The organism is Paenibacillus sp. MDV22-iso6, assembly GCF_058408365.1.
This window is the reverse complement of record NZ_JBZVDZ010000007.1, coordinates 146,177-168,101: the sequence shown is the minus strand read 5'-3', so window position 1 is coordinate 168,101 and position 21,925 is coordinate 146,177. Positions and strand designations below refer to the sequence as shown.

Sequence of the window (21,925 nt, the reverse complement as noted above, 5' to 3'; positions counted from 1 at the left end):
AATGAGAAGCTTATTCACCTTTTTTGCGGTGCACTCATATTATACACATGAGTATTGCCGGAGGAGGGGAGACGAATGGCTAACAACATTTCCAAGGAAGCGCTGAAAGCGATCAACAAAAAAACAGGGAAATCGATTACGGAAGGTGCCGTCAAGAAATTGGCGAGTACAGTAAAACCGTCCACCATGCAGAATGAAGCTCAGTTGCGCCAACTGATCAAGCAAGTATCCGCCATGGCAAAAGTGCCGGTATCTGAGGATACAGTTCAGGATATCGTGAGTGCCGTCAAAAAAAGCGGATTAAACCCAAACAGTATGGAATCATTAATGAAAATGATGATGAAAAAATAATAGATCGCGCCTGCATGCAGGCGATCGAGCAAGACAAAAAGACAAGTCGGCATTTGCCGGCTTGCTTTTTGTCTTTTTTTTGGAAAGCTGAGCAATGTTTCGTGTTATAATAGTTGCAATTGTCACAGTGTCAGTGATGAATTACGGACTGAAGGGGAGAACTCTGGATTATGAACGCGATGGACAAGATGTGGCTTTCATTGGTCGCAATCCTCATTATGGGACTATCTGTATTCCTAATTACGTTTGCTCGCTCCAAAACGAAAGGCGTTGTACGGGGCATTCTTTCTTTAATCGCTTTTCTCATTATGCTGATTGGCCTTTTCGGCGGAATAGCTTCTCTGACCTGATCTTTCTCGCCTGAGAGATAACATCCGCATAAACACATCATAAGAACTGACACAACGAAAACGGATGAAGGGAAGGTGAGCCGATGAGGTCGCATGAAACGGAGGATCGGACAGAGCGCTATCCGGAATTACACGCGGCTTTGCTGGAAACGGCGAAAGCTTGGGATGCAGAGCCTTATACGTGGCTGCTTGGGGGAAGCTGTGGGTTGTTGCTCCAGCAGGTGGAATTACAGCAGGCTCCCAGAGATATTGATATTTACGCTGATATCACCGCCGCGAAGTTGCTGCATAAATCTGCGCCTGGAATGGTACTGGACGAGCCTGTCGTAGATAAGACGGGACCTTATGCCTCGCTACTCAGTCATTATCAGGTAGGGACTTGTTCGTTGGAACTGGTTGGTGGTTTCGAAGTATGGTCACGTAAAAGCTGGTACCGCATTGAAATTGAGCATGTATTGTCCAAGTATGCACCTGAAGCCAAAGTGGGTTCTTACACATTGCGTCTAATGCCACTTGCTCATGAGCTGTTGTTCAATCTAATGAGAGGCCGTGCCGATCGTTACGAACCCATTGCAAGACAGATTCGGCAGATGCCCGAATTGCATCAACCTCTAATGACTTTATTGGGGAAGCAAAATATATGGACAAGCCGATTTAGAGCAGAAGTGGAAGAGCTTGTTGGCTTCGAATGGCCTCAGTAGGTTGGGAGGAAGAATGATGGATTACAATATTACATTTTTACCGCAAAATAAAACGATTCGGCTAAAGCCAGGGGTAACGCTGCTAAATGCTGCACGCCGTGCAGGGGTGAAAATAGCAACGCGATGTGATGGAAAGGCAGCCTGCCTGATGTGTAAGGTGAAAGTAGATTCGGAACATCTTGCAGCACTGCATCCGCCAACAGATGCGGAGAGGCGTAAGCTAGGTTCACTGCTGGATGCAGGCACTCGGCTGTCATGTCAGGCGAAGATTCGGGGATCGGTGACAGTTCATGTTCCGGAGGACCCGCTGAAGGCAGCGATTCGTAAACAATTGGAGCGTCAGCAGCAGGAAGAGGACGATTGGTTCTAAGAATACCTGAGTGGAACGATTCAAGGAGGATACGGATGAACGTGAATATGACGAAGAACGTGAAATCAAGAGGGCAGAGGCGTCATTTGCAGAAGATGTCCTGTCTGCTCTTATTCCTGTTGTTTTCTATTACTGCAACGGGGTGTATGTATCAATCCCAGAGTAATCCCGATCCCAAAATAGCTTATAGGGAAAGCGTAAGCCGTATTCAAACTGCGGTAGAAGCATTCCAACAGGATCAAGGGATTTTGCCCATGGTCAACGCAGATATGGAAACACCGAAATATGAAAAATTCAGAGTTGATCTGTCCAAGCTGAAACAGCAGGGGTATCTGGATGAAATACCCAGCACGGCGTTTGAAAGTGGTGGGAGCGCTTACTTTCTCATTCAGGATGAAGAAGTGAACCCGACAGTCAAAGTCATGGATCTTCAAACGGTACAGAAAGTAAATGATGTTCAACGAATGGTCAATCAGTACAAGTCCGTACATAACAATCAACTACCAAGTGGGGAAGAACTGTATCCGGGGCTATACGCTGTAGATATGGAACAAGCCGCACAGGCTGGTGCCCCAGCGGTTACACTGAATAGTGTATATTCGGGTCAGGAACTGCCCTTCATGATGGATGACGAGGGCAATGTCTATGTAGATTATGCTTTTGACATTATGCAGGCTGTAGAGAAGTCAGATAATGCTCCAACAAAAGTGGAAGATTTGCGTGAATTCTTGCTGGAGCATTCTTACTTTGTCCCTGTAAAATCAGTCGCCTATACCTGGCAGAATAACACCCCGATTGCAACAAAGTAATAATGAGCGTTAATTCGATTCGAATGCACGCAATCCATTGATTGTCCTTAAGGTAAAAAAAAGAGATATTCCGCATCACGGGATATCTCTTTCTTATAAGTTGGTTTATAGTCACATCATATGGTCCATAAGCTATATTTAGATTACTTTGTTCAGACCTCCACTTTATAACTCAAGTCAAGTTCATCACCGGGTAATCCCCGAATACCCCAATGACTGCGCGGTGTTTCAAATATAGTAATCTCCACATCATTGGGCGACAATTTCAACTGTTCGTTCATCCGTGTGAATAATTGCTGAATGAGTTCTTTCTTGACTTGATCTGTTCGGCCTTCGAACATGCTGATTTCAATAATGGTATACCCTGCTGAACGATCAGAGGGAAAAAGAAAATCATCCGTGTTCATGGGAAAGTAACGTTGAAACTTCTTGTTCTCCGGTAATCCCATAACATCCACCATAACGGAGTGTATAACTTGTGAAAGCTGCTCTTTCAATGGGTTCAAGTGCTCACCTAGTCCATATACTTTGATCTGTGCCACGCTCATCTCACCTTTCTCAGCTCGTTATCTCTGCTCTTCTCTGCTAAAAAATGCCTTACCCTCACAGTATACCTTCTGCACGGCTTGAACGGTACCACGAGAACCAAATGAACGAACCGGCATAAAAGCTTCGGCACGCTCATAAAGTAGATTGTAATAAAGACGCGCAGTCCGAGAGCGGGGCGATTCTCTTAAGGCAACTACCTTGAGAAAAAAACAAAAAATACGCGTCATAATGCTGCATACGGATACATAAGATGATACTAGTCCAATTGCATGTACGAGTTAACGCCGCTCTCGCCGATTTCATCAGAATGCAACGTTCGGCGGCGGACGACTTCCGGGCACTCACAAAGGCGGCTCTACCGTTGCAGGGATTTCAGTCTTCTGATTGAAAAAACGAAGCGGATGCTCTTTAGCATTTTTCCTTCGGAGTAATTTAGGGAGGGATTTCATTGGAGAAAGTGGACATTTTTAAGGACATTGCCGAGCGGACCGGAGGGGATATTTATCTCGGGGTTGTCGGCGCAGTCCGGACGGGGAAATCAACATTTATCAAACGTTTCATGGAAACAATCGTCTTGCCGAACATTACAAATGAGGCAGACCGTGCGCGGGCAGTGGATGAACTGCCACAGAGCGCAGCTGGCAAAACAATCATGACTACGGAGCCAAAATTCGTACCGAATAATGCGGTTCAAATCAAGGTCGCCGAGGGACTTGATGTCAATGTGCGCCTTGTGGATTGCGTAGGCTACGCAGTGGAAGGAGCCAAGGGATACGAGGATGAGAATGGACCACGCATGATCTCCACGCCTTGGTTTGAAGAACCAATTCCTTTCCAGGAAGCCGCCGAAATTGGCACACGCAAAGTCATTCAGGAGCATTCCACACTGGGTGTGGTGGTTACAACAGACGGCACGATCGCTGAGATTGCCCGGAGTTCCTATGTGGAATCAGAGGAACGCGTTATAGCCGAACTGAAGGAAGTAGGCAAACCGTTTGTACTGGTGATCAACTCGACTCGCCCTCGCAGTGAAGAAGCGCTGCAGTTGCGCAGTGAGCTTGCTGCCAAGTATGACATTCCGGTTATGACACTCAGTGCAGCTACAATGACAGAAGATGATGTCACAGGTGTGCTTCGCGAAGTGCTGTATGAGTTCCCTGTACATGAAGTGAATGTGAATTTGCCGAGCTGGGTGATGGTGCTGAATGAAAACCACTGGCTGCGCAGCAACTATGAAAATTCCGTTCGCGACACGGTTAAGGATATTCGCAGGCTGCGTGATGTGGATCGAGTTGTTGCTCAGTTCATGGAATACGAATTCATCGACCGAGCCGGTCTGAGTGGCATGAACATGGGGCAGGGTGTAGCAGAAATCGATCTGTATGCACCGGATGAATTATATGATCAGATCCTCGTGGAAGTTGTTGGTATTGAAATTCGAGGCAAAGATCATCTGCTGCAATTGATGCAGGAATTCTCCCATGCGAAGAGGGAGTACGATCGCTTCGCTGAGGCGCTGGAGATGGTCAAAACGACTGGCTACGGCATCGCGGCTCCATCCCTCGCCGAAATGGCATTGGATGAACCTGAACTCATCCGGCAGGGTACCAAATTCGGCGTCCGCCTGAAAGCAACCGCACCATCCATTCACATGATCCGGGTCGATGTGGAATCGGAGTTTGCACCGATTATCGGAACGGAAAAACAGAGTGAGGAACTGGTGAGGTACTTGATGCAGGACTTCGAGAACGATCCGATCAAGGTATGGGATTCAGATATGTTCGGTCGTTCACTGCATTCCATCGTGAGAGAAGGCATTCAGGGTAAAATTGCGATGATGCCAGACAACGCACGATACAAATTGCAAGAGACGCTGGGACGTATTATTAACGAAGGTTCCGGTGGATTAATCGCTATAATTCTGTAAGTCCAAAAGGCCGTAGGGGTACCCCTCGCGGTCTTTTTCTTGTTTTATTTTCATGATTCTGGATGAACTGGATAAGATACTTTGGTTTCGAATAAAAACTTAGCGAGTTTTAGCTTTAAATTACTAAAACCCATTTACATACTAGGGATTAGCCGTTATATTAATATTCAACTATTGTGATCGAGATCACAGAGAGAGTGTGAACAGGGGGAGAAAGAGATGAGAAGTAAAAATACAAAATGGGTATGGTTGAGTGTGTTGCTTGTATTTACATTGGCGCTGTCCGCTTGCGGAATTAAAAAAGAGCCTGCTTCAACTACAGCTTCCGGCGCAGCAGAGGACAAGCCTCAAACCGAAGCAGTAACAGGCCCACTCAGTGGAAAACGAATTGCACTGATCATGGAATTTAACACAGGTACGTTCTCACAGCAATATGTGCAAGGGGTTAAAGAAGAAATCGAAAAATTCGGTGGACAATTGACTACGTTTGTCGCCGATAATGATAAAGCCAAAATGGTATCGTTGCTCGATAGCGCAATTAACCAGAAATTCGATGCCATTCTAACGGATCATGGGGATTCCTTGCTGACGCCGGGCGTGAAAAAGGCAGTAAAACAAAACATTCCGGTTGTTGTGTTCGATGCAGACATTAGTGTTCCGGGAGCAACAGTGTTGTCCCAGGATGATCAAAAGATGGCTGAACTTACGCTGGAGCAAATGAAAAAAGATATCAACGGACAAGGCAATATCGTAAAAGTATGGGTTGCCGGCTTTGCACCAATGGAACGTCGTCAGGTTGCTTATGGCAAGTTCCTGAAAGAGAACCCGGATATTAAGGAAATTGCAACGTTTGGTTCAGCTCAGAACCCGGCGCTGGATACACAAGCCAAAATGGAAGCGATCCTGAAACAATATCCAAAAGGTGAAATCACAGCGGTATGGACTGCATGGGATGAGTTCGCCAAAGGTGCAGCGCGTGCCATTCAGCAAGCAGGACGTGACGAGATCAAGGTATATGGTATTGATATGAGTGATGAAGATTTACAGATGATCCAAGATCCGAAAAACCCTTGGGTAGCTTCCGCAGCGGTTGATCCAACAGACATTGGACGTGTACAAGTCCGTTATGCATACCAGAAGCTGAACGGGGATGATACAGAGGATCAAGTGGTTCTCAACCCGGTTTATGTACAGCGCGATGCGCTGCCTGACAAACAAATCTCCACTTCAGAGCTGTCCGAGTATGTTGAGGGTTGGGGAGGTAGTACACAGGGAATCAAGGAATGGATGTCGGAATACGGAGTTACTGCTAAATAAAACAGCGTAACGGAGGCGCGCCGCAAGGCGCGCTTTTTCCAACCATGATGGAATATAACTACATGAGAATAGTGACACTCCCGGAGGGGAGCGATTGGAGGTTGGCGTCATGAGTACTGCACCGATTCTGCTTCAAATGGAACATATCCACAAGCAGTTTGCAGGCATTCCTGCACTGAAAGACGTGGAGTTCTCCGTGAAAGGCGGAGAAATTCATGCGCTGCTAGGTGCGAATGGTGCCGGCAAGAGCACATTGATGAAAATTCTATCTGGTGCCTATCAACTGGATCAGGGTACTATCCAATTAAGCGGGCAAACGCTTCATCTGAATTCACCAGGCGATGCCAAAGCGAGTGGTATTCACTGTGTGTATCAAGAGGTGGATGCTGCGCTGGTTCCCCAATTGACAGCTGCCGAGAACATTATGCTGGATCAATTAGCGTCGCCGAGTGGAGGTTGGTGGAAAAGCCCGCGGAAACTGCAACAGCGTGCGGCTGAAGCTTTGCAGCAATTAGGAGCGGCTATATCCGTTCACAAAAAAGTAGCCGACCTGACGCTCGCGGAGAAGCAGATGATTCTGCTCGCACGTATCCTGATTCAGGATGCCAAGGTCATTATTTTTGATGAACCAACTGCACCGCTGAGCCAGGAAGAAACGGATGCTTTTTTCCGAATTGTACATTTGTTGAAAGAACGCGGAGTGGCATGTATTTTTATTACTCACCGTCTTCCTGAAGTTACAAGTCACTGTGACCGCGTCACCGTGATGAGAGATGGACAACATGTGTTCACGGGTGAGGCAAAAGAGCTTACGATCAATGATCTGGTGACACAGATGCTCGGAAAACCGTTTGAGGAAGAGTTTCCCAAGACAGAAGCACCGGTAGGAGAAGTGTTGCTGGAAGCAAGAGGACTTCGGCGTGGAGTCCGAGTCAAGGGTGTGGACCTATCTGTTCGTCGAGGCGAAGTGCTTGCTGTAGTAGGGCTTGTAGGTGCGGGGAAAACGGAATGTTCCCGCTTGTTGATTGGTGCAGATCGGTTGGAGAGTGGAGAGATTCGGCTTAACAATCGTGAACTTCGTCTTTCCCAACCTGCTGATGCTGCTGCTCTGGGAATTGTCTCCGTGCCTGAGGAACGGCGGAAACAGGGGATTTTGATTGAGGAAAACGTGGAGCGGAATTTGAGCCTGCCTTTGCTTGGACGTCTTAGTAGATTAGGTTTTGTAAGTCGAAAGCGAGAGCGTGAGAATGCGGAATCTTTAGTGCAGCAACTCGGTATCAAAACATCGTCAGTGCGACAGGAAGTGAAGTATTTAAGCGGTGGCAATCAACAAAAGGTGGCCATTGGCAAATGGCTTAATGCTGACGCAGACGTCTTTATCTTTGATGAGCCGACAAAAGGTGTGGATATCGGCGCCAAAAGTGACATTTTTCGCATCATTAACGAACTGGCTTTGGCGGGTAAAGCTGTTATCTATTTCACGTGTGAACTGGATGAAGGATTGGGCATTGGTGATCGGATTGCAGTCATGTGTGAAGGGACGATTGTAAAGGAATTCAAACGGGGCGAGACCAATCAAGAACAGCTGCTATACTACGCAAGCGGTGGACAAGAGGTGGAAGCATGAAGGATAAATCATTAGATTTCGCGTTCCGTTATGGCGCAATTATCGTTATTATTGGTGTTATAGCATTTTTCGGTATTAAATTGCCTTATTTCTTCACGTACAGTAACTTGACCGATATTTTGGGTTCAATCTCTATCGTGACATTTGTGGCGATTGGTGTTACCTTATCTCTCATTGTTGATGGATTTGATCTTTCGGTGGGGGCGACCGTCTCGCTGACTACTGTCGTTACCGCTTCATTAATGATTTGGTATCAGCAGCCGCTGGCAGTTGTCATTATCGTCCCACTGATTATTGGGGCTGTGATTGGTTGGCTTAATTCCTTGCTAATTGTGAAACTGCGTATCCCGGATCTACTCGCTACACTTGCCACGATGTACATTATCGGTGGAATTCACAAAACGTATGCTCAAGGGTACACGATCTATAACCATATGCAGTTTCCTGACGGAAGCAAGGCTGCCGGAGAGATGGACCCCACATTTCTGCAGCTTGGGCAGGGAAAATGGCTGGGAATGCCGATTTCGGTCATTCTATTGCTCATTGCGGTTATCGGTGTGCATATCTTTTTGACGTATACGAAGTATGGGCGCCAGATGTACGTTACGGGGGGCAATGAAGAAGCGGCACGCCTATCCGGTATCAAGGTGAAAAAGGTGCGTACACTCGCTTATGTAGCTGCTGGAGTGTTTGCTGCAATCGGCGGTATTATCTATGCATCCAAAGTAGGTTCAGGGCAAATTGATGCGGGTTCTCCGTTGTTAATGGAATCCGTAGCCGCGGTATTTGTCGGATTCTCCGTATTTGGTGCAGGTAAACCAAACGTGATCGGAACATTCATTGGTTCGGTTCTGATTGGTGTACTGGTGAACGGTTTGACTATGATGAATGTTCAATATTTCACGCATGATATTGTAAAAGGTGGGGTGCTCGTGCTTGCCCTGGCGGTTACATTTTACGTGTTAAACCGCAACCGCACTTGAAATTGTGTGCTGTCTGTATTAGTATAAAATTTGTTCGGCGTCTGAAACAACCTTTGTTTCAGGCGACATTCTGCCGGAAATGACTGTTGACCGCAGGCCGAGATTTCTGTTCATCACGCTCAAGATGTACGTAGATTTTTTGTGTATGAACGTATATTTCGCTATAAAACGGAAACACAGTATAACATTCAGGACATTGATTCAGGAGGTGAAAAAACAAATGAACAAATCAGACTTGATTACACACGTGTCCGAAGCTACTGAATTGTCCAAAAAGGATGTAACGAAAGCGGTTGATGCCGTATTCGAAGCAATCTCTGAGGCTCTTCAAAGCGGAGACAAAGTACAATTGGTTGGTTTTGGGAACTTCGAAGTTCGCGAGCGCTCTGCACGTAAAGGACGCAACCCGCAAACAGGTGAAGAAATCGAAATTCCTGCGAGCAAAATTCCTGCATTCAAACCAGGTAAAGCGCTCAAAGACGGAATTAAATAAGATTTCTACATATTCCATATGTCGACAAAAAGACCGTGACTTGTTCACGGCCTTTTCTTTTGTCCTTTAATTATTTTTCTTCCTGCCGTCTAGCGATTCCGGCTCATCCGATTGCTGCGCATAGGCAATCAGAATCAGTTCTTCTCCAGCAGCTGCGGACAGATGCTGTTCAGTTTCTTTTAACTGGTGAATATGCTCGTCTGTCAGTGCTGCGGGAATGTACTTCATAGAGACTCTCCTTTCTGTGGCTGGATCACTTGTAGTATGACCTGGGAGTAACAGATTATTGCGCCCCATTCACATAAGGGCTGGTTGACAAATGAAACAATATTTATCATCATTAACGCTATTGAACTAGGAGAGGGGATGTGCGTGATGGATCATCCAACCGGCAGTGATTATATCGTAATTAAGGCGGAGGAGAACGGTGTTCAGGTGATCGGCTTAACCCGAGGTCAGGATACCCGCTTCCACCATACGGAGAAGCTGGATAAGGGAGAAGTCATGTTTGCCCAATTTACCAATCATACTTCCGCCATTAAAATCCGTGGAAAAGCCACGCTGATCACCAAGCATGGACAAATTCAGTCGGAATAATGAAAATTGCAGGCATAGCCTGCTTTTTTTCATTGTACAATGAGGTATGAGCCTTTACCGGACAGACTACACTAATAGGTAAGGGCAGGGAGGCATTTATGAAACCGCGGATGATCGTGACTGCTTCACTGCTGGCAACGGTTGCGGCGGTCCTTCTGCTTGTTGCCATACAAACCTTACATATGCGTACCTTGGGCGGTGAAAACGTACAACCCGTTTCTGCGGCGCAGCATCCCGTCCAGCTAACAGAAGACAATCTGGTGGACGTGCTGAGCACCATGAAATTATCGACACCCATTGCCAGGGTGGAGTGGAAACGATCCATTTTGACGCTTGATCTAAAGGTTACCGGAACCAGCACAAGTTACACCGAAATCTATGGTAATATGGCTGCTGTGGCAGATCTAGGATTTCGAAGTCTGGATAACGTGGAACAGGTGATGCTGCGTGTTATGGCAGAGGATGAATGGCTTCACAAAAGACATTTGTTGCTCGCTGCCGATTTTCGGCGTGGGGAATGGCCAATGTACGCGATCGAAACGCTTAGAGACTGGAATAGTCCGATCCTCTCGGACGAATTGAAGGACTGGTTTCACATGATGGAGACCGAACTTTGGAAGAAGCAATTCGAAATGTCAAGTCCGGGGTAATAGAATAGCATGATTCAGTGCGTGCCCGATAAACATATGCTATAATATATAAGATTGTAGTGCAGAAATGGTTTAACAATGCAAAGGCTCGGAGGCTGAGAATGAATTCATATCGCGTACCCCAACTAGCAAAGAAATATACGGATTACGACATGATTCGACAACATACGGAAATCCCATCATTTCCGGATAGCCGGGCTCGTCTGCTGCAGGTATTTGTGGGCCGCACAGACGAAAAGGTTCATGATGAGCTATACGCTCTCGCAACCTCGCTCGTTCAGTTGGCCATGGATACGCATGATCGAATCGATACGATATCCGGAGAGCGTAGAGAACTGGAGATGCGTTCACGCCAGCTGAACGTGCTTGCCGGAGATTATTTCAGTAGCCGTTTCTATCAGTTGCTTGCCCATGCAGGCAAAATTGAAATGATCGGTAAACTTAGTGGTGCTGTATCCGAAGTGAATGCACGCAAGATGACGCTGTATGAACGGATGAAAAAGCTTCTCGTTTCGGCTGAAGAATACTTGCGTGAAACAGTACAGCTGAAGATGCAGCTGTTTCTTTCTTTTACAGGCATGATCCGCGATAACGAAGCATCACTATGGAACGACCTGTTGGCCGAATTCAGCTACTGCGAGGCAATTATGGAAGAGCTGCATCGGATGAATGACGAACAGAACTTTTATCACAGTTATGCTTTCTGGCATATTTACGAGTATGGCAATGACGACGAGCGCAATACGCTGCGTCAGCCGGAGCCTGATACAAGAGCATGGAGTGGTATGGTGCATAAGTATCGAATCGGCGAGTTTTTGCTGGACAAGCTTCGTGAGTGTACACACCGTATACAACTGTTGCTGCAAGACGAGGAAGATCAACTGGGCCTGCAAGAAATTGATGCAATCCTGGAGCCTTACTTGACGTATTTGCAGCCTTCACATGCGGCAGTAAGGGAAGATTGAGGGGGAGACAACGAATGGGGAGCGGAGAGACCAAACCTAAAGAAGAATTTGTCCATTCTGTTTTTCAGAGTATAGCAGGTAAATATGACGTCATGAATGATATCCTGAGTTTCCGCAGACACAAGGCTTGGCGCAAATTTACGATGAAGAAAATGAATATGTCCAAAGGCGATACCGGTCTTGATTTGTGCTGCGGCACATGTGATTGGACGCTTGCGATGGCTGAAGCAAGTGAAACAGGTCACATGCATGGACTGGATTTCAGCAGCAACATGTTGGAGGTTGGACAAACCAAAGTTGACGCTGTAAATCGGCAAAAACAAATTACGTTGGTACAGGGCAATGCAATGTCACTTCCCTTTGAAGACAATTCATTCGATTATGTAACGATTGGATTTGGACTGCGCAATGTACCGGATCTTAGACAGGTTCTGTCGGAGATGAAGCGTGTAGTGAAACCGGGTGGCATGGTGGTGTGTCTGGAATTGTCCAAGCCGACATGGCAGCCGTTTAAAGGTATTTATTATTTTTATTTTGAACAAGTATTACCCAATCTTGCCAAATTGTTTGCCAAACGTTATGAGCAGTATAAATGGCTGCCCGACTCACTTGCACTTTTTCCAGGAAGGAAGGAACTGGCCGACATTTTCGCTGAAACTGGATTGCAGCAAGTGCAGGCCTACCCTCTAACCGGAGGCGTCGCGGCACTGCATATTGGAACCAAGGAGAATCAGCATGTTTAGGAAAATTCGCATCTTTTTAGAAATGATCAAAATTGAACACACGCTTTTCGCTTTACCTTTTGCATTTATGGGAGCCATCCTCGGTTCCATGGTAGTGAATGATACATTCCCGACCTGGATGCAGATTATGTGGGTGTTACTGGCTATGATTGGTGCAAGAAGTGCTGCTTTTGGCTTGAACCGCATGATTGACCAGGCCATAGACAAGAAAAATCCACGTACCGCGATGAGAGCAATTCCGGCCGGTTTGTTGAAAAACGGTGAGGTCGTTATTTTTATCATAGTATCATTTGTGCTCTTGTTCTGGGCCTCATCCAACCTTAACGTGTTATCCATGCAGCTGTTGCCGATAGCTGTATTTATGCTGGTTTTGTATTCATATACCAAACGTTTCACCTGGTTGTGCCACGTAGTGCTCGGTATGACCATTGGTCTGGCTCCACTTGGGGGTTGGGTAGCAGTAACGGGTACGATGGATTGGACAGCGATTGTGCTGTACGTTACGATTGTGTTCTGGACTGCAGGGTTCGATATCATCTATGCATGTCAGGATCTGGATTTTGATCAGGGCGAAGGCCTTCATTCCATACCTTCCCGTTTTGGTCTTAACAAATCATTGCAGATCGCAAAGTTCTTCCACGTGATTACAGCAATCGGTTTTCTTGCTTTGTTATTGTTGACCGATCTGAGCTGGTGGTATGGAGCCGGAATGCTGATAACTTATGGTATCCTCTTCTATGAACACTATATTGTATCGCCAAATGACATGAGCCGTGTACAAACAGCATTCTTTACGATGAACAGTGTGCTGAGTTTAGTGGTATTTACGTTTACCCTGATTGATTTGGCGGTGAAATAAAGATGCAGCAGCCGGACAATAAACGACTTGTTGTCGGAATTACCGGGGCCAGTGGAAGTATATATGGCATCAGATTAATTGAAACGCTGCTTGATCTGGAATACACTGTGCATCTGGTGATCTCCAATGCCGGGTGGCGTGTATTGAAAGAAGAAATGGACTGGGATATTACGAATCGGGACCGTGTGCTGGAAGAAAAATTCGGCGGTCGTGCGGGTTCCCTAATCTATCATCCCGTTAGTGATATTGGTGCCTCCATCGCGAGTGGTTCTTTCCTGGCAGAAGGCATGATTATAATGCCATGCTCCATGGGTACTCTTTCATCCATTGCACAAGGGTCATCGGACAATCTGATGTCCCGGGCTGCTGATGTCATGATGAAAGAGGGAAGAACGCTGATTCTGGTGCCACGTGAGACGCCACTGCATGCAATTCATCTGGAAAACATGCTGAAACTCTCACGGCTTGGTGTCCGCATGATACCGGCCATGCCTGCTTTTTATTACAAACCCCAAACGATGGACGAGTTGATTCTGTTTCTAGTGGGTAAAGTGCTCGATAGTCTGCGCATCCCGCATCAACTGTTTACCAGGTGGGGAGAACCGGATGAACGGGGATAGCTTCTGAGCTTCCTGCAATTTAGAATCTGCTGACCGAATTGCAGGGGCAATTTGCTGTCCCCCAATCCCGGGGTATTGGTGAGCGCTGATGGTGATGTTTGGATGGAACCACAGCCTTGACCCATGCTCCGGCAACTTCTGTACTTATGTTTCAGAACAAGTCGCAGAGTTTAATTCCCGGATGTCGGCCTTGACATTCGAAGAAGATTAGTACGTCTCAGAAGAACACAAGCAGGAAAGGCAAGCCCTGGTTTTTCGTTATGCCTGCAGGCCCGACTTGCTGGAGGGGAAGGTAAGCATGGATTTATGGACTGACAATACGCTGACACGGGTGAACGAATGAAACTATTGGATATTTTCGGGTTGTTAAAAAAAGACATGGACTACATTGAAAAAGAGCTGTATCGCAGTGTTCAGGGAGAACAGAAACTGCTAAGCGAAACGTCACTTCACCTGCTCAAGGCAGGGGGTAAGCGTTTGCGTCCGGTATTTGTGTTACTCGGTGGGAAATTCGGTACATACGACATTGAACGTCTGAAGCTGGTAGCGGTTCCGTTGGAACTGATTCATTCGGCTTCTCTGGTTCACGATGATGTTATTGATAATGCAGCGACACGGAGAGGTAAACCAACGGTGAAGTCCAAATGGGATAATCGGATTGCCATGTACACCGGAGATTACATTTACGGCAAGGCGCTTGAGATGACTGCGGGCCTGTCCGATCCGGCGATACACCGTATTCTGGCCAAAGCGATGGTGCAGATGTCCATTGGTGAAATGGAGCAAATTCGGGACTTTTTCAACACGGGACAAAGTGTACGTAACTATCTCTTGCGAATTCGTCGCAAAACGGCGCTTCTTATTGCTGTCAGCTGCCAGCTGGGGGCGCTTGCTACTCGTGCGCCGGAACATGTATCTTCGTTGCTGTACACCTACGGTTACAACGTGGGTATGGCGTTCCAGATTCAAGACGATGTACTTGATCTGGTTGGCACCGAAAAGCAACTGGGCAAGCCTCCAGGCAGTGATATGAAGCAGGGGAATATTACGCTGCCTGTACTGTATGCATTGCAGGAACCTAATTTGCGTGAACCTTTGCTGAAGGAGATAGCCCGCGTTCAGCACGAGGAGGGACGGGCGAGTGCATCCGATGCAATTGGAATGATTCGCCAAAGTCAAGGAATTGCTAAAGCAGAAGCCCTGGCTGACCGATATATGAAGAAAGCGCTCGATGCTCTGGATCAACTGCCTAACATCAAGACCACCAAAAACTTGCGTGATATCGCTCATTTTGTGGTCAAACGTACGCATTAATATGTTTGAACATAGACTGCTATGGACGGGCATCTTTTCATGAATGCAGTTCCTCGTGTAGCTGTCTCACTCAAAAAATAACATTCATGTGATATTCCTCATTGGGAGGATTTGGACATGTATGTTACAATCAAAGGGATTGCGTTTACATAATGAAATAACTTTGAACCGTGAGTGAGGAGTGAGCCTATGGATCGTACATTTTTGATGGTGAAGCCGGATGGTGTGCAGCGTGGTTTGATAGGGCGTATCGTTAGCCGTCTGGAAGACAAAGGATTTAAGTTGGTGGCAGGCAAGCTGGTGCAGATGTCTGAAGATCAGGCCAAACGCCATTATGCTGAACATGAGGGGAAACCGTTCTTCGATGATCTGGTTCGTTTTATCACATCTGGACCTGTATTTGCTATGGTCTGGGAAGGTGACGACATCGTGGCGCTTGCGCGCATTGTAATCGGGAAAACCAATGTGAAGGAAGCGGCTCCGGGTACAATTCGCGGAGATTTCGCCAGCCATACACCGCATAATCTGATTCATGGGGCGGATTCACCGGAAAGCGCCACTCGTGAAGCAGCGAACTTCTTTACTCCGGATGAGCTGGTAACGTACGACAAGAGCATCGCAGCCTGGTTGTAATTTTTTAGCCAGAAGGGTGATACGATGCTGGAGCAGGAACAACTACTAGACCCGGATTACACCGGATTTATTCGGAAAATCAAAGAGAGCACAGGCATTGATCTTGCTCAATACAAGGAAGGCCAGATGAAAAGAAGGCTGACCACACTTCGTAACAAAAACGGATTTCATACGTTTTCTATCTTTTTTGATGCCATGCAGAAGGACAAGTCTCTGTTTTATGAGTTTCTGGATCGCATGACCATTAACGTCTCGGAATTTTGGCGTAACCCCAATCGCTGGGAAGTACTGCGGGATGAAATCCTGCCTGAGTTGCTGGGTCCGAAGCGTGGCGTTAAAGTGTGGAGTGCCGCTTGTTCCACAGGCGAAGAACCTTACACTCTGGCAATGATTCTGGACACGATGGGCATTCTTAAGGGAAGCTCCATTACGGCAAGTGACTTGGACGAAGGAGCTCTCGCTAAAGCCAAGGAAGGGCGTTATATGGAACGCTCGCTCAAAGATGTACCGAAGGAAACAGCAAATCGATACTTCAAGCAGGATGGCTTGGTGTACCGTATTGATGAACAACTGAAAAGTTCAGTCAAGTTCATGAAGCAAAATCTGTTACTCGATCGTTTTGACGAAGGATATGATCTGATTGTGTGCCGCAATGTCATGATCTATTTTACCGAGGAAGCCAAAAACCTGTTGTATCACAAGTTTGCAACAAGTTTGCGTCCAGGTGGTATTTTGTTCGTGGGCAGTACGGAACAGATTTTTTCCCCGGGGCAATATGGTCTGGAAACAGCGGAAACATTCTTTTATCGCAAAAAATAATTTCAATTATTTCATAACCGTCTGGCGTGCACATGTATATGTGTCCAGGCGGTTATTTGCATAATGGATGAATGGATATTTCTCAGACACGTCGGAATCTCAATCAATCACCATTCGAGTCCAATCCAATTTAGGACAAGAAACGACCGACTTTCTTGTCAAAGCCGGTCAGCTATACTATAATAAGCAAAGAAATTATGGGATTTTAGCAATGTGAAGTTTAACAGTTTAAAGGGGGAACGTATTATGAGTTTACGCTATTTAACCGCAGGGGAGACGCACGGACCCCAATTAACCGCAATTATTGAAGGATTGCCAAGCAATCTGAATATTGACTTTGAAGAGCTGAATTTTCAGCTTCACCGCCGCCAAAAGGGATATGGCCGTGGACGTCGCATGCAAATTGAGAAGGATCAGGCCAATTTCGTTGGTGGTATTCGTCACGGATATACAACAGGTGCTCCTGTAGCGTTGGTTGTTCAAAATAATGACTGGAAACACTGGCAGAATATTATGAATATTGAGCCGATTGAAGGCAGTGACGAAGAGAAACGTCGCGTTCATCGTCCACGTCCGGGACATGCTGATTTGAATGGCGGGCTCAAATATAACCTAAAAGATTTGCGTAATGTGCTGGAGCGTTCCAGTGCGCGTGAGACAACGGTACGTGTAGCATGTGGTGCTATTGCACGTCAATTCCTTGCTGAATTCGGAATCAAAGTAGCTGGACGTGTGTTGCGTATCGGAGAAATCGAAGCTCCTTATCAAGATCTGCCGATTGATGAACTGATCGAAGTGACAGAAGCTTCTTCCGTACGTGTAACTGATGCAGAAACCGAGAAGAAGATGGAAGCTTACATCGACCAGATCAAGCAGGAAGGCGACTCCATCGGTGGAATTGTGGAATGTATCGTTGAAGGTGTGCCTGTGGGTCTTGGTAGCCATGTACAGTATGACCGCAAACTGGATGCAAGGATTGCTCAGGGCGTGATGTCCATTAACGCATTCAAAGGTGTGGAAATTGGTATCGGGTTCGAAGCCGGAACGATTCGTGGTTCTCAGGTGCATGATGAAATCGTGCATAGTGAAGAGCGTGGTTACCACCGAGCTACCAACCGTTTGGGCGGATTCGAGGGCGGAATGACTAACGGTATGCCAGTAGTGGTACGTGGGGTTATGAAACCTATTCCTACGTTGTACAAACCGCTTCAAAGTGTGGATATCGATACAAAAGAAGCATTTACAGCTCAGGTTGAGCGTTCTGATGCATGTGCTGTTCCGGCAGCTAGTGTAGTAATGGAGCATGTGGTAGCCTGGGAAATTGCAAAAGCTTTCCTTGAGAAATTTGGCGGAGACTCCATGGAGGAAATCCGCGCGAACTTTGCCAACTACAATAATCAACTGGAGAATTACTAAGATGCGCCAGCTGACAGTGCAGTTGGAGGAGCGCTCATATCCAATCCTGATTGGCAGCGGCCTGTTGGCTCAAGCGCCTCAATATTTTGAGCAATATGGCTTAACCAAAAAAAGCCCCTTACTCATTATTACTGATGATCATGTGGCACCCAAATACTTGTCCGATCTGGAACAAACACTGCGTACGGCTGGTTTTACAGTCGTCTCCGCAGTTGTTCCATCGGGTGAAACATCGAAATCCCTTTCGGTATATCAGGATATGATGACGGCCGCCATCGAAGGCAAACTGGATCGCAGTTCGGCAATTGTTGCTTTAGGCGGCGGTGTAGTAGGGGATCTGGCTGGTTTTGTTGCTGCTACATATATGCGTGGAATCAAGTTTGTACAGGTGCCTACGACGATCCTGGCGCATGACAGCAGTGTTGGAGGCAAAGTAGCTGTCAATCATCCGCTGGCTAAAAATATGATCGGTGCATTCCATCAGCCAGAGCTGGTGCTCTATGATGTGGATACTCTTCAAACCTTGCCGCCACGCGATGTCTCTGCTGGTTTGTCAGAGATGCTGAAGCACGGACTGATTCGGGACGAAGCTTTTGCATACTGGTGTGAGGAGCATGCGGATGAACTGCTTGCCCTTGATCCGGAGGCTTTGGGATATGGCTTGGAACGAGGCTGTGGTATCAAGGCAGAGATTGTATCGCGTGACGAACGTGAAAATGGAGAACGTGCATTGTTAAACCTGGGTCATACGATTGGTCATGCCATTGAAGCGATTGCCGGTTACGGCGAATTTCTGCATGGTGAAGCCATCTCGATTGGTATGGCGGGTTCGGCATTGCTCGGCGAAAAGTTGGGAGCCCCAGCAGGACTCTATGACGATACGGTTCGCATGCTGCGTTCATTGCGCCTGCCGGTGACGATGCCAAAACATTTGGATACGGATGCATTAATGGATGCAATGATGCACGACAAAAAGTTCCGTGAGGGCCATATGGTCTTCATTATTCCTGACCGGATCGGCGCTGCCAGAATTGTGAAGGATGTACCGGTATCGGCAGTACGCGACGTCATTGAAATGCTCAAGAAGGGAGATTAAAAGTGATGGTTACTCGGGGAATTCGCGGGGCTACTACGGTCACGCATAATAACGAAGAACATATTTTGAAAGAAACGGCTGTACTATTGCAGGAAATCGTGGATCGTAACGAGATTCAACCCGAAGATATTTGCAGTGTGTGGATTACGATGACTGGAGATCTGGATGCAGCTTTCCCAGCAAAGGCAATTCGCCAGTTGGATGGCTGGGAGCTTGTACCTTTGATGTGTGCGCTGGAAGTTCCGGTTGCAGGTGCCTTGCCACAGTGCATCCGTTTTATGGTACATGTTAACACTGCAAAAGGTCAGAATGAAATCAACCATGTGTATCTTAACGGTGCACAGTCTCTGCGTCCCGATTTGGCGGCACCTTCCAATTCGTAAGATTAGAGTGGTTGTCAAATCATTCTGAATGATGTATAGTGAGAACCAGTTGAGTAGAGTAGAGATTGAGCTGAGAGCAGCTGAGATGAGTGGAGTATATAGCAGAGTCCAGCGGGTGGTAACCGGAGTAACAGAAGCCGGTCAACTGATTCGCGGTACGTCGAGCTACGGAATTATTAGAAACAGGATGAAGGAATGCAAACGTGTCTAGCGACATCGTTTTGTTTAGGTATAACACGACCGATATCCTCTTGCATTTCATGAAAGAATGAGTGCTATGGGTGAGAATCAGTGTATGCCGGTACATTTCCTTTTTATTTGATGGATTTGTATTACATCCATACAACAGCCTGTGTGATAATTCGGTAAGTATGCATGTATAGGGACTTGTTATTTATGAAGCACCAACCTGTTGAAACAGCTTATAACCAAACCTCTACCTGATGGTAGAGGTTTTTTTGTTGTATATTGAATTGTTTCTTCTACCCATATAGGTTCAACTAAACTTTTTACACAAAAACGGAGAGGACAGAAATAACCTGAAGAAGCGGAGCGTTCGCCTTTATCACCGGATTTTCCCTTTAGAAAGGGAATCAAAAAATCTGGGGATAACAGCGATCGGAAGGTTGTTCTGTCATCGGAGTGCTCAGTGTAAACCTCTTTAGTTGAACTTATATAAATCTGAAAGGACGTGATCTGATGATAACGCCAAACGTTAATCAAGTACTGAAAATGTCGAATGAATATAATCTGATTCCGGTAGTCAAACGGATTCTGGCAGACATGGAGACCCCGATTCGGATTTTCCGCCGTTATGCTGACAACGACCGGGCATTTCTGCTGGAAAGTGTGGAGGGTGGAATTCAATGGGCGAGATATTCCTTCATCGGTACAGATCCGTTCCTAATGATCTCCGCCAAAAAAGGCCGGATCGTGGTAGAAGAAGCGGGACAGATTCGAGAACTGCCAGGCAAACCGATTGAAGAACTCAAAGCACTGCTGCGTAAGTATCGCAGTCCAAAAGATGATGAACTGCCGCCATTTACAGGTGGGGCCATTGGTTTCTTTGGATACGATCTGCTGCAATATTATGAGAAGCTTCCGGCCCACGCGCTGGATGATCTGAAAATGGATGATATTCGCTTCATGTTCTGCGACCAGATTATCGTGTTTGACCATGTGAAGCAGCAGATGCTGCTTGTGGGCAATGTGCACGTGAAGGACGGTGCAACGGATGATGATATCCGTCAAGCTTATGCTTTAACTTCTGAGAAGCTGGAACAGGCGGCTGAACGCTTGCAGCAGCAAGGACCAGGGGAGAACTTGAACCCGCGTTCCATCCCAGGAGACGTGGAACTGGGGGATATTCGATCCAATCTCACGAAGGAACAGTTTATCGGGAATGTAGAGCAGGCCAAAGAGTACATTCGGGCAGGAGATATTTTTCAAGTGGTATTATCCCAACGTTTCCACATTGATACCGAAGTATCTCCGCTGCATGTATATCGCGTGCTTCGGACGTTGAATCCATCACCCTACATGTATTATCTGAAGATGGACGATGAGATTATTGTGGGGACTTCACCGGAAGCGTTGGTAAAAGTGGATGGAAACCGCGTAGAGACACGGCCGATTGCGGGTACTCGTCCAAGAGGAGCTACGGAAGCAGAAGATCGTGCATTGGCGGCAGATCTGCTGCAGGATGAGAAGGAACGTGCAGAACATCTGATGCTTGTTGATCTGGGACGTAATGATCTAGGACGTGTGTCTAACTTCGGAAGTGTGAAATGTGACATGTTCATGGAAATTGAACGATATTCCCACGTCATGCACATGGTGTCCAACGTTACAGGTGAGCTTAGAGAAGACAAGGATTTCTTTGATGCATTTCTTTCGTGTTTGCCGGCGGGTACGGTATCCGGTGCGCCGAAGCTACGTGCGATGGAGATCATCGCGGAACTGGAAAAAGAAGCACGGGGTGCTTATGCAGGTGCTATCGGTTATCTTGGTTTCTCGGGCAATATGGACTCCTGTATTACAATCCGAACGATTATTTTCAAAAAGGGAAAAGCTTATGTGCAGGCTGGAGCCGGAATCGTATGGGATTCGGTGCCTGAGAATGAATATGAAGAAACAGTAAATAAAGCCAAAGCGTTGCTTAAGGCGATTCGTACAGCAGAAGCGATGTTTCCTGCCAAAGAGAAGGATCACACCTTGAAACTTGCCAACGCCGATTATTTTGTTACCCCAGCCACGGCTGCACAAAACTGAGAGAGGAGAGACCGGAAATGAATATGAACCCAGTCATGAATGAAGAATCCGAGCGATCTGTAACTAAAGTTAGTCATGCGGA

At 46.7% G+C, this 21,925-nt stretch carries 26 protein-coding genes; 24 read left to right on the top strand and 2 right to left on the bottom strand.

Annotated elements, in window-relative coordinates; genetic code table 11:
- Positions 1 to 75 precede the first annotated feature (75 nt).
- The 5 genes from AC4PM4_RS20290 to AC4PM4_RS20270 all read left to right on the top strand — a co-directional run bounded on the left by AC4PM4_RS20290 (position 76) and on the right by AC4PM4_RS20270 (position 2,581).
- Positions 76 to 351, top strand: coding sequence for a stage VI sporulation protein F (locus AC4PM4_RS20290; protein WP_024630680.1), 276 nt, complete (start codon positions 76 to 78; stop codon positions 349 to 351).
- Between the two features lie 170 nt (positions 352 to 521).
- Entirely contained in the window at positions 522 to 701 is a 180-nt protein-coding gene (locus AC4PM4_RS20285) for a DUF2768 family protein (RefSeq protein WP_063566757.1), read from the top strand.
- 83 nt (positions 702 to 784) lie between these two features.
- Positions 785 to 1,402, top strand: a complete 618-nt coding sequence (locus tag AC4PM4_RS20280) for a hypothetical protein (RefSeq protein ID WP_491614435.1) — start codon at positions 785 to 787, stop codon at positions 1,400 to 1,402.
- 16 nt (positions 1,403 to 1,418) lie between these two features.
- A complete protein-coding gene (locus tag AC4PM4_RS20275; RefSeq protein ID WP_109998486.1) occupies positions 1,419 to 1,772 on the top strand; it encodes a 2Fe-2S iron-sulfur cluster-binding protein in 354 nt (117 codons plus the stop codon).
- 35 nt (positions 1,773 to 1,807) lie between these two features.
- Positions 1,808 to 2,581, top strand: a complete 774-nt coding sequence (locus tag AC4PM4_RS20270; protein WP_491614432.1) for a YphF family lipoprotein — start codon at positions 1,808 to 1,810, stop codon at positions 2,579 to 2,581.
- A 152-nt stretch (positions 2,582 to 2,733) separates the two neighbouring features.
- Here the strand turns inward: AC4PM4_RS20270 and AC4PM4_RS20265 are convergent, their stop codons facing one another.
- Positions 2,734 to 3,123, bottom strand: a complete 390-nt coding sequence (locus AC4PM4_RS20265) for a tautomerase family protein (protein ID WP_491614429.1) — start codon at positions 3,121 to 3,123, stop codon at positions 2,734 to 2,736.
- Between the two features lie 455 nt (positions 3,124 to 3,578).
- On the opposite strand from AC4PM4_RS20265, the gene spoIVA reads away from it, so the two are divergent.
- The 5 genes from spoIVA to AC4PM4_RS20240 all read left to right on the top strand — a co-directional run bounded on the left by spoIVA (position 3,579) and on the right by AC4PM4_RS20240 (position 9,477).
- Positions 3,579 to 5,057, top strand: a complete 1,479-nt coding sequence (gene spoIVA / locus AC4PM4_RS20260) for a stage IV sporulation protein A (RefSeq protein ID WP_024630674.1) — start codon at positions 3,579 to 3,581, stop codon at positions 5,055 to 5,057.
- 219 nt (positions 5,058 to 5,276) lie between these two features.
- Complete coding sequence (locus AC4PM4_RS20255) at positions 5,277 to 6,374, top strand: sugar ABC transporter substrate-binding protein (RefSeq protein WP_063566761.1); 1,098 nt, start codon at positions 5,277 to 5,279, stop codon at positions 6,372 to 6,374.
- Between the two features lie 109 nt (positions 6,375 to 6,483).
- Positions 6,484 to 8,001, top strand: a complete 1,518-nt coding sequence (locus AC4PM4_RS20250) for a sugar ABC transporter ATP-binding protein (protein ID WP_064636844.1) — start codon at positions 6,484 to 6,486, stop codon at positions 7,999 to 8,001.
- Positions 7,998 to 8,984, top strand: a complete 987-nt coding sequence (locus AC4PM4_RS20245; RefSeq protein WP_063566763.1) for an ABC transporter permease — start codon at positions 7,998 to 8,000, stop codon at positions 8,982 to 8,984. Before AC4PM4_RS20250 ends, AC4PM4_RS20245 begins: the two co-directional genes overlap by 4 nt.
- A gap of 220 nt (positions 8,985 to 9,204) precedes the next feature.
- On the top strand, positions 9,205 to 9,477 hold the full coding sequence (locus AC4PM4_RS20240) for an HU family DNA-binding protein (RefSeq protein ID WP_024630670.1): 273 nt from the start codon (positions 9,205 to 9,207) through the stop codon (positions 9,475 to 9,477).
- A 66-nt stretch (positions 9,478 to 9,543) separates the two neighbouring features.
- On the opposite strand, the gene AC4PM4_RS20235 is transcribed toward AC4PM4_RS20240, so the two are convergent.
- The gene (locus AC4PM4_RS20235) at positions 9,544 to 9,705 is read right to left on the bottom strand and encodes a hypothetical protein (RefSeq protein ID WP_491614427.1); all 162 of its coding nucleotides are present in this window, start codon (positions 9,703 to 9,705) and stop codon (positions 9,544 to 9,546) included.
- 147 nt (positions 9,706 to 9,852) lie between these two features.
- Here AC4PM4_RS20235 and mtrB point away from each other — a divergent pair, with 147 nt between their 5' ends.
- From mtrB to trpE, 14 genes are all read left to right on the top strand, one after another.
- Positions 9,853 to 10,074, top strand: coding sequence for a trp RNA-binding attenuation protein MtrB (gene mtrB, locus AC4PM4_RS20230; protein ID WP_024630669.1), 222 nt, complete (start codon positions 9,853 to 9,855; stop codon positions 10,072 to 10,074).
- A gap of 98 nt (positions 10,075 to 10,172) precedes the next feature.
- Positions 10,173 to 10,724: a hypothetical protein gene (locus AC4PM4_RS20225; protein WP_063566764.1), complete on the top strand. Its 552-nt coding sequence runs from the start codon at positions 10,173 to 10,175 to the stop codon at positions 10,722 to 10,724.
- A gap of 101 nt (positions 10,725 to 10,825) precedes the next feature.
- The gene (locus tag AC4PM4_RS20220; RefSeq protein WP_063566765.1) at positions 10,826 to 11,689 is read left to right on the top strand and encodes a heptaprenyl diphosphate synthase component 1; all 864 of its coding nucleotides are present in this window, start codon (positions 10,826 to 10,828) and stop codon (positions 11,687 to 11,689) included.
- 14 nt (positions 11,690 to 11,703) lie between these two features.
- Entirely contained in the window at positions 11,704 to 12,432 is a 729-nt protein-coding gene (locus AC4PM4_RS20215; protein WP_053780684.1) for a demethylmenaquinone methyltransferase, read from the top strand.
- Positions 12,425 to 13,291 (top strand): UbiA-like polyprenyltransferase, encoded by an 867-nt coding sequence (locus AC4PM4_RS20210; RefSeq protein ID WP_063566766.1) that lies wholly within the window; start codon positions 12,425 to 12,427, stop codon positions 13,289 to 13,291. The genes AC4PM4_RS20215 and AC4PM4_RS20210 overlap by 8 nt, the downstream gene beginning before the upstream one ends.
- A 2-nt stretch (positions 13,292 to 13,293) precedes the next feature.
- Entirely contained in the window at positions 13,294 to 13,911 is a 618-nt protein-coding gene (locus AC4PM4_RS20205; protein WP_090951460.1) for a UbiX family flavin prenyltransferase, read from the top strand.
- Between the two features lie 339 nt (positions 13,912 to 14,250).
- Positions 14,251 to 15,225 carry a polyprenyl synthetase family protein gene (locus AC4PM4_RS20200; protein ID WP_063566768.1) on the top strand — a complete coding sequence of 325 codons (975 nt, stop codon included), beginning with the start codon at positions 14,251 to 14,253 and terminating at the stop codon, positions 15,223 to 15,225.
- Positions 15,226 to 15,414: 189 nt separating this feature from the next.
- Entirely contained in the window at positions 15,415 to 15,858 is a 444-nt protein-coding gene (gene ndk / locus AC4PM4_RS20195) for a nucleoside-diphosphate kinase (protein WP_063566769.1), read from the top strand.
- 24 nt (positions 15,859 to 15,882) lie between these two features.
- Positions 15,883 to 16,677, top strand: coding sequence for a CheR family methyltransferase (locus AC4PM4_RS20190; RefSeq protein WP_064636850.1), 795 nt, complete (start codon positions 15,883 to 15,885; stop codon positions 16,675 to 16,677).
- Between the two features lie 246 nt (positions 16,678 to 16,923).
- A complete protein-coding gene (gene aroC / locus AC4PM4_RS20185) occupies positions 16,924 to 18,093 on the top strand; it encodes a chorismate synthase (RefSeq protein WP_063566771.1) in 1,170 nt (389 codons plus the stop codon).
- A 1-nt stretch (position 18,094) separates the two neighbouring features.
- Positions 18,095 to 19,189 carry a 3-dehydroquinate synthase gene (gene aroB / locus AC4PM4_RS20180; protein WP_090807391.1) on the top strand — a complete coding sequence of 365 codons (1,095 nt, stop codon included), beginning with the start codon at positions 18,095 to 18,097 and terminating at the stop codon, positions 19,187 to 19,189.
- Between the two features lie 5 nt (positions 19,190 to 19,194).
- A complete protein-coding gene (gene aroH, locus AC4PM4_RS20175; protein WP_063566773.1) occupies positions 19,195 to 19,572 on the top strand; it encodes a chorismate mutase in 378 nt (125 codons plus the stop codon).
- Between the two features lie 28 nt (positions 19,573 to 19,600).
- Entirely contained in the window at positions 19,601 to 19,783 is a 183-nt protein-coding gene (locus tag AC4PM4_RS20170) for a hypothetical protein (RefSeq protein ID WP_143813571.1), read from the top strand.
- A 488-nt stretch (positions 19,784 to 20,271) separates the two neighbouring features.
- Entirely contained in the window at positions 20,272 to 21,843 is a 1,572-nt protein-coding gene (gene trpE / locus AC4PM4_RS20165) for an anthranilate synthase component I (RefSeq protein WP_063566774.1), read from the top strand.
- Positions 21,844 to 21,925 lie beyond the last annotated feature (82 nt).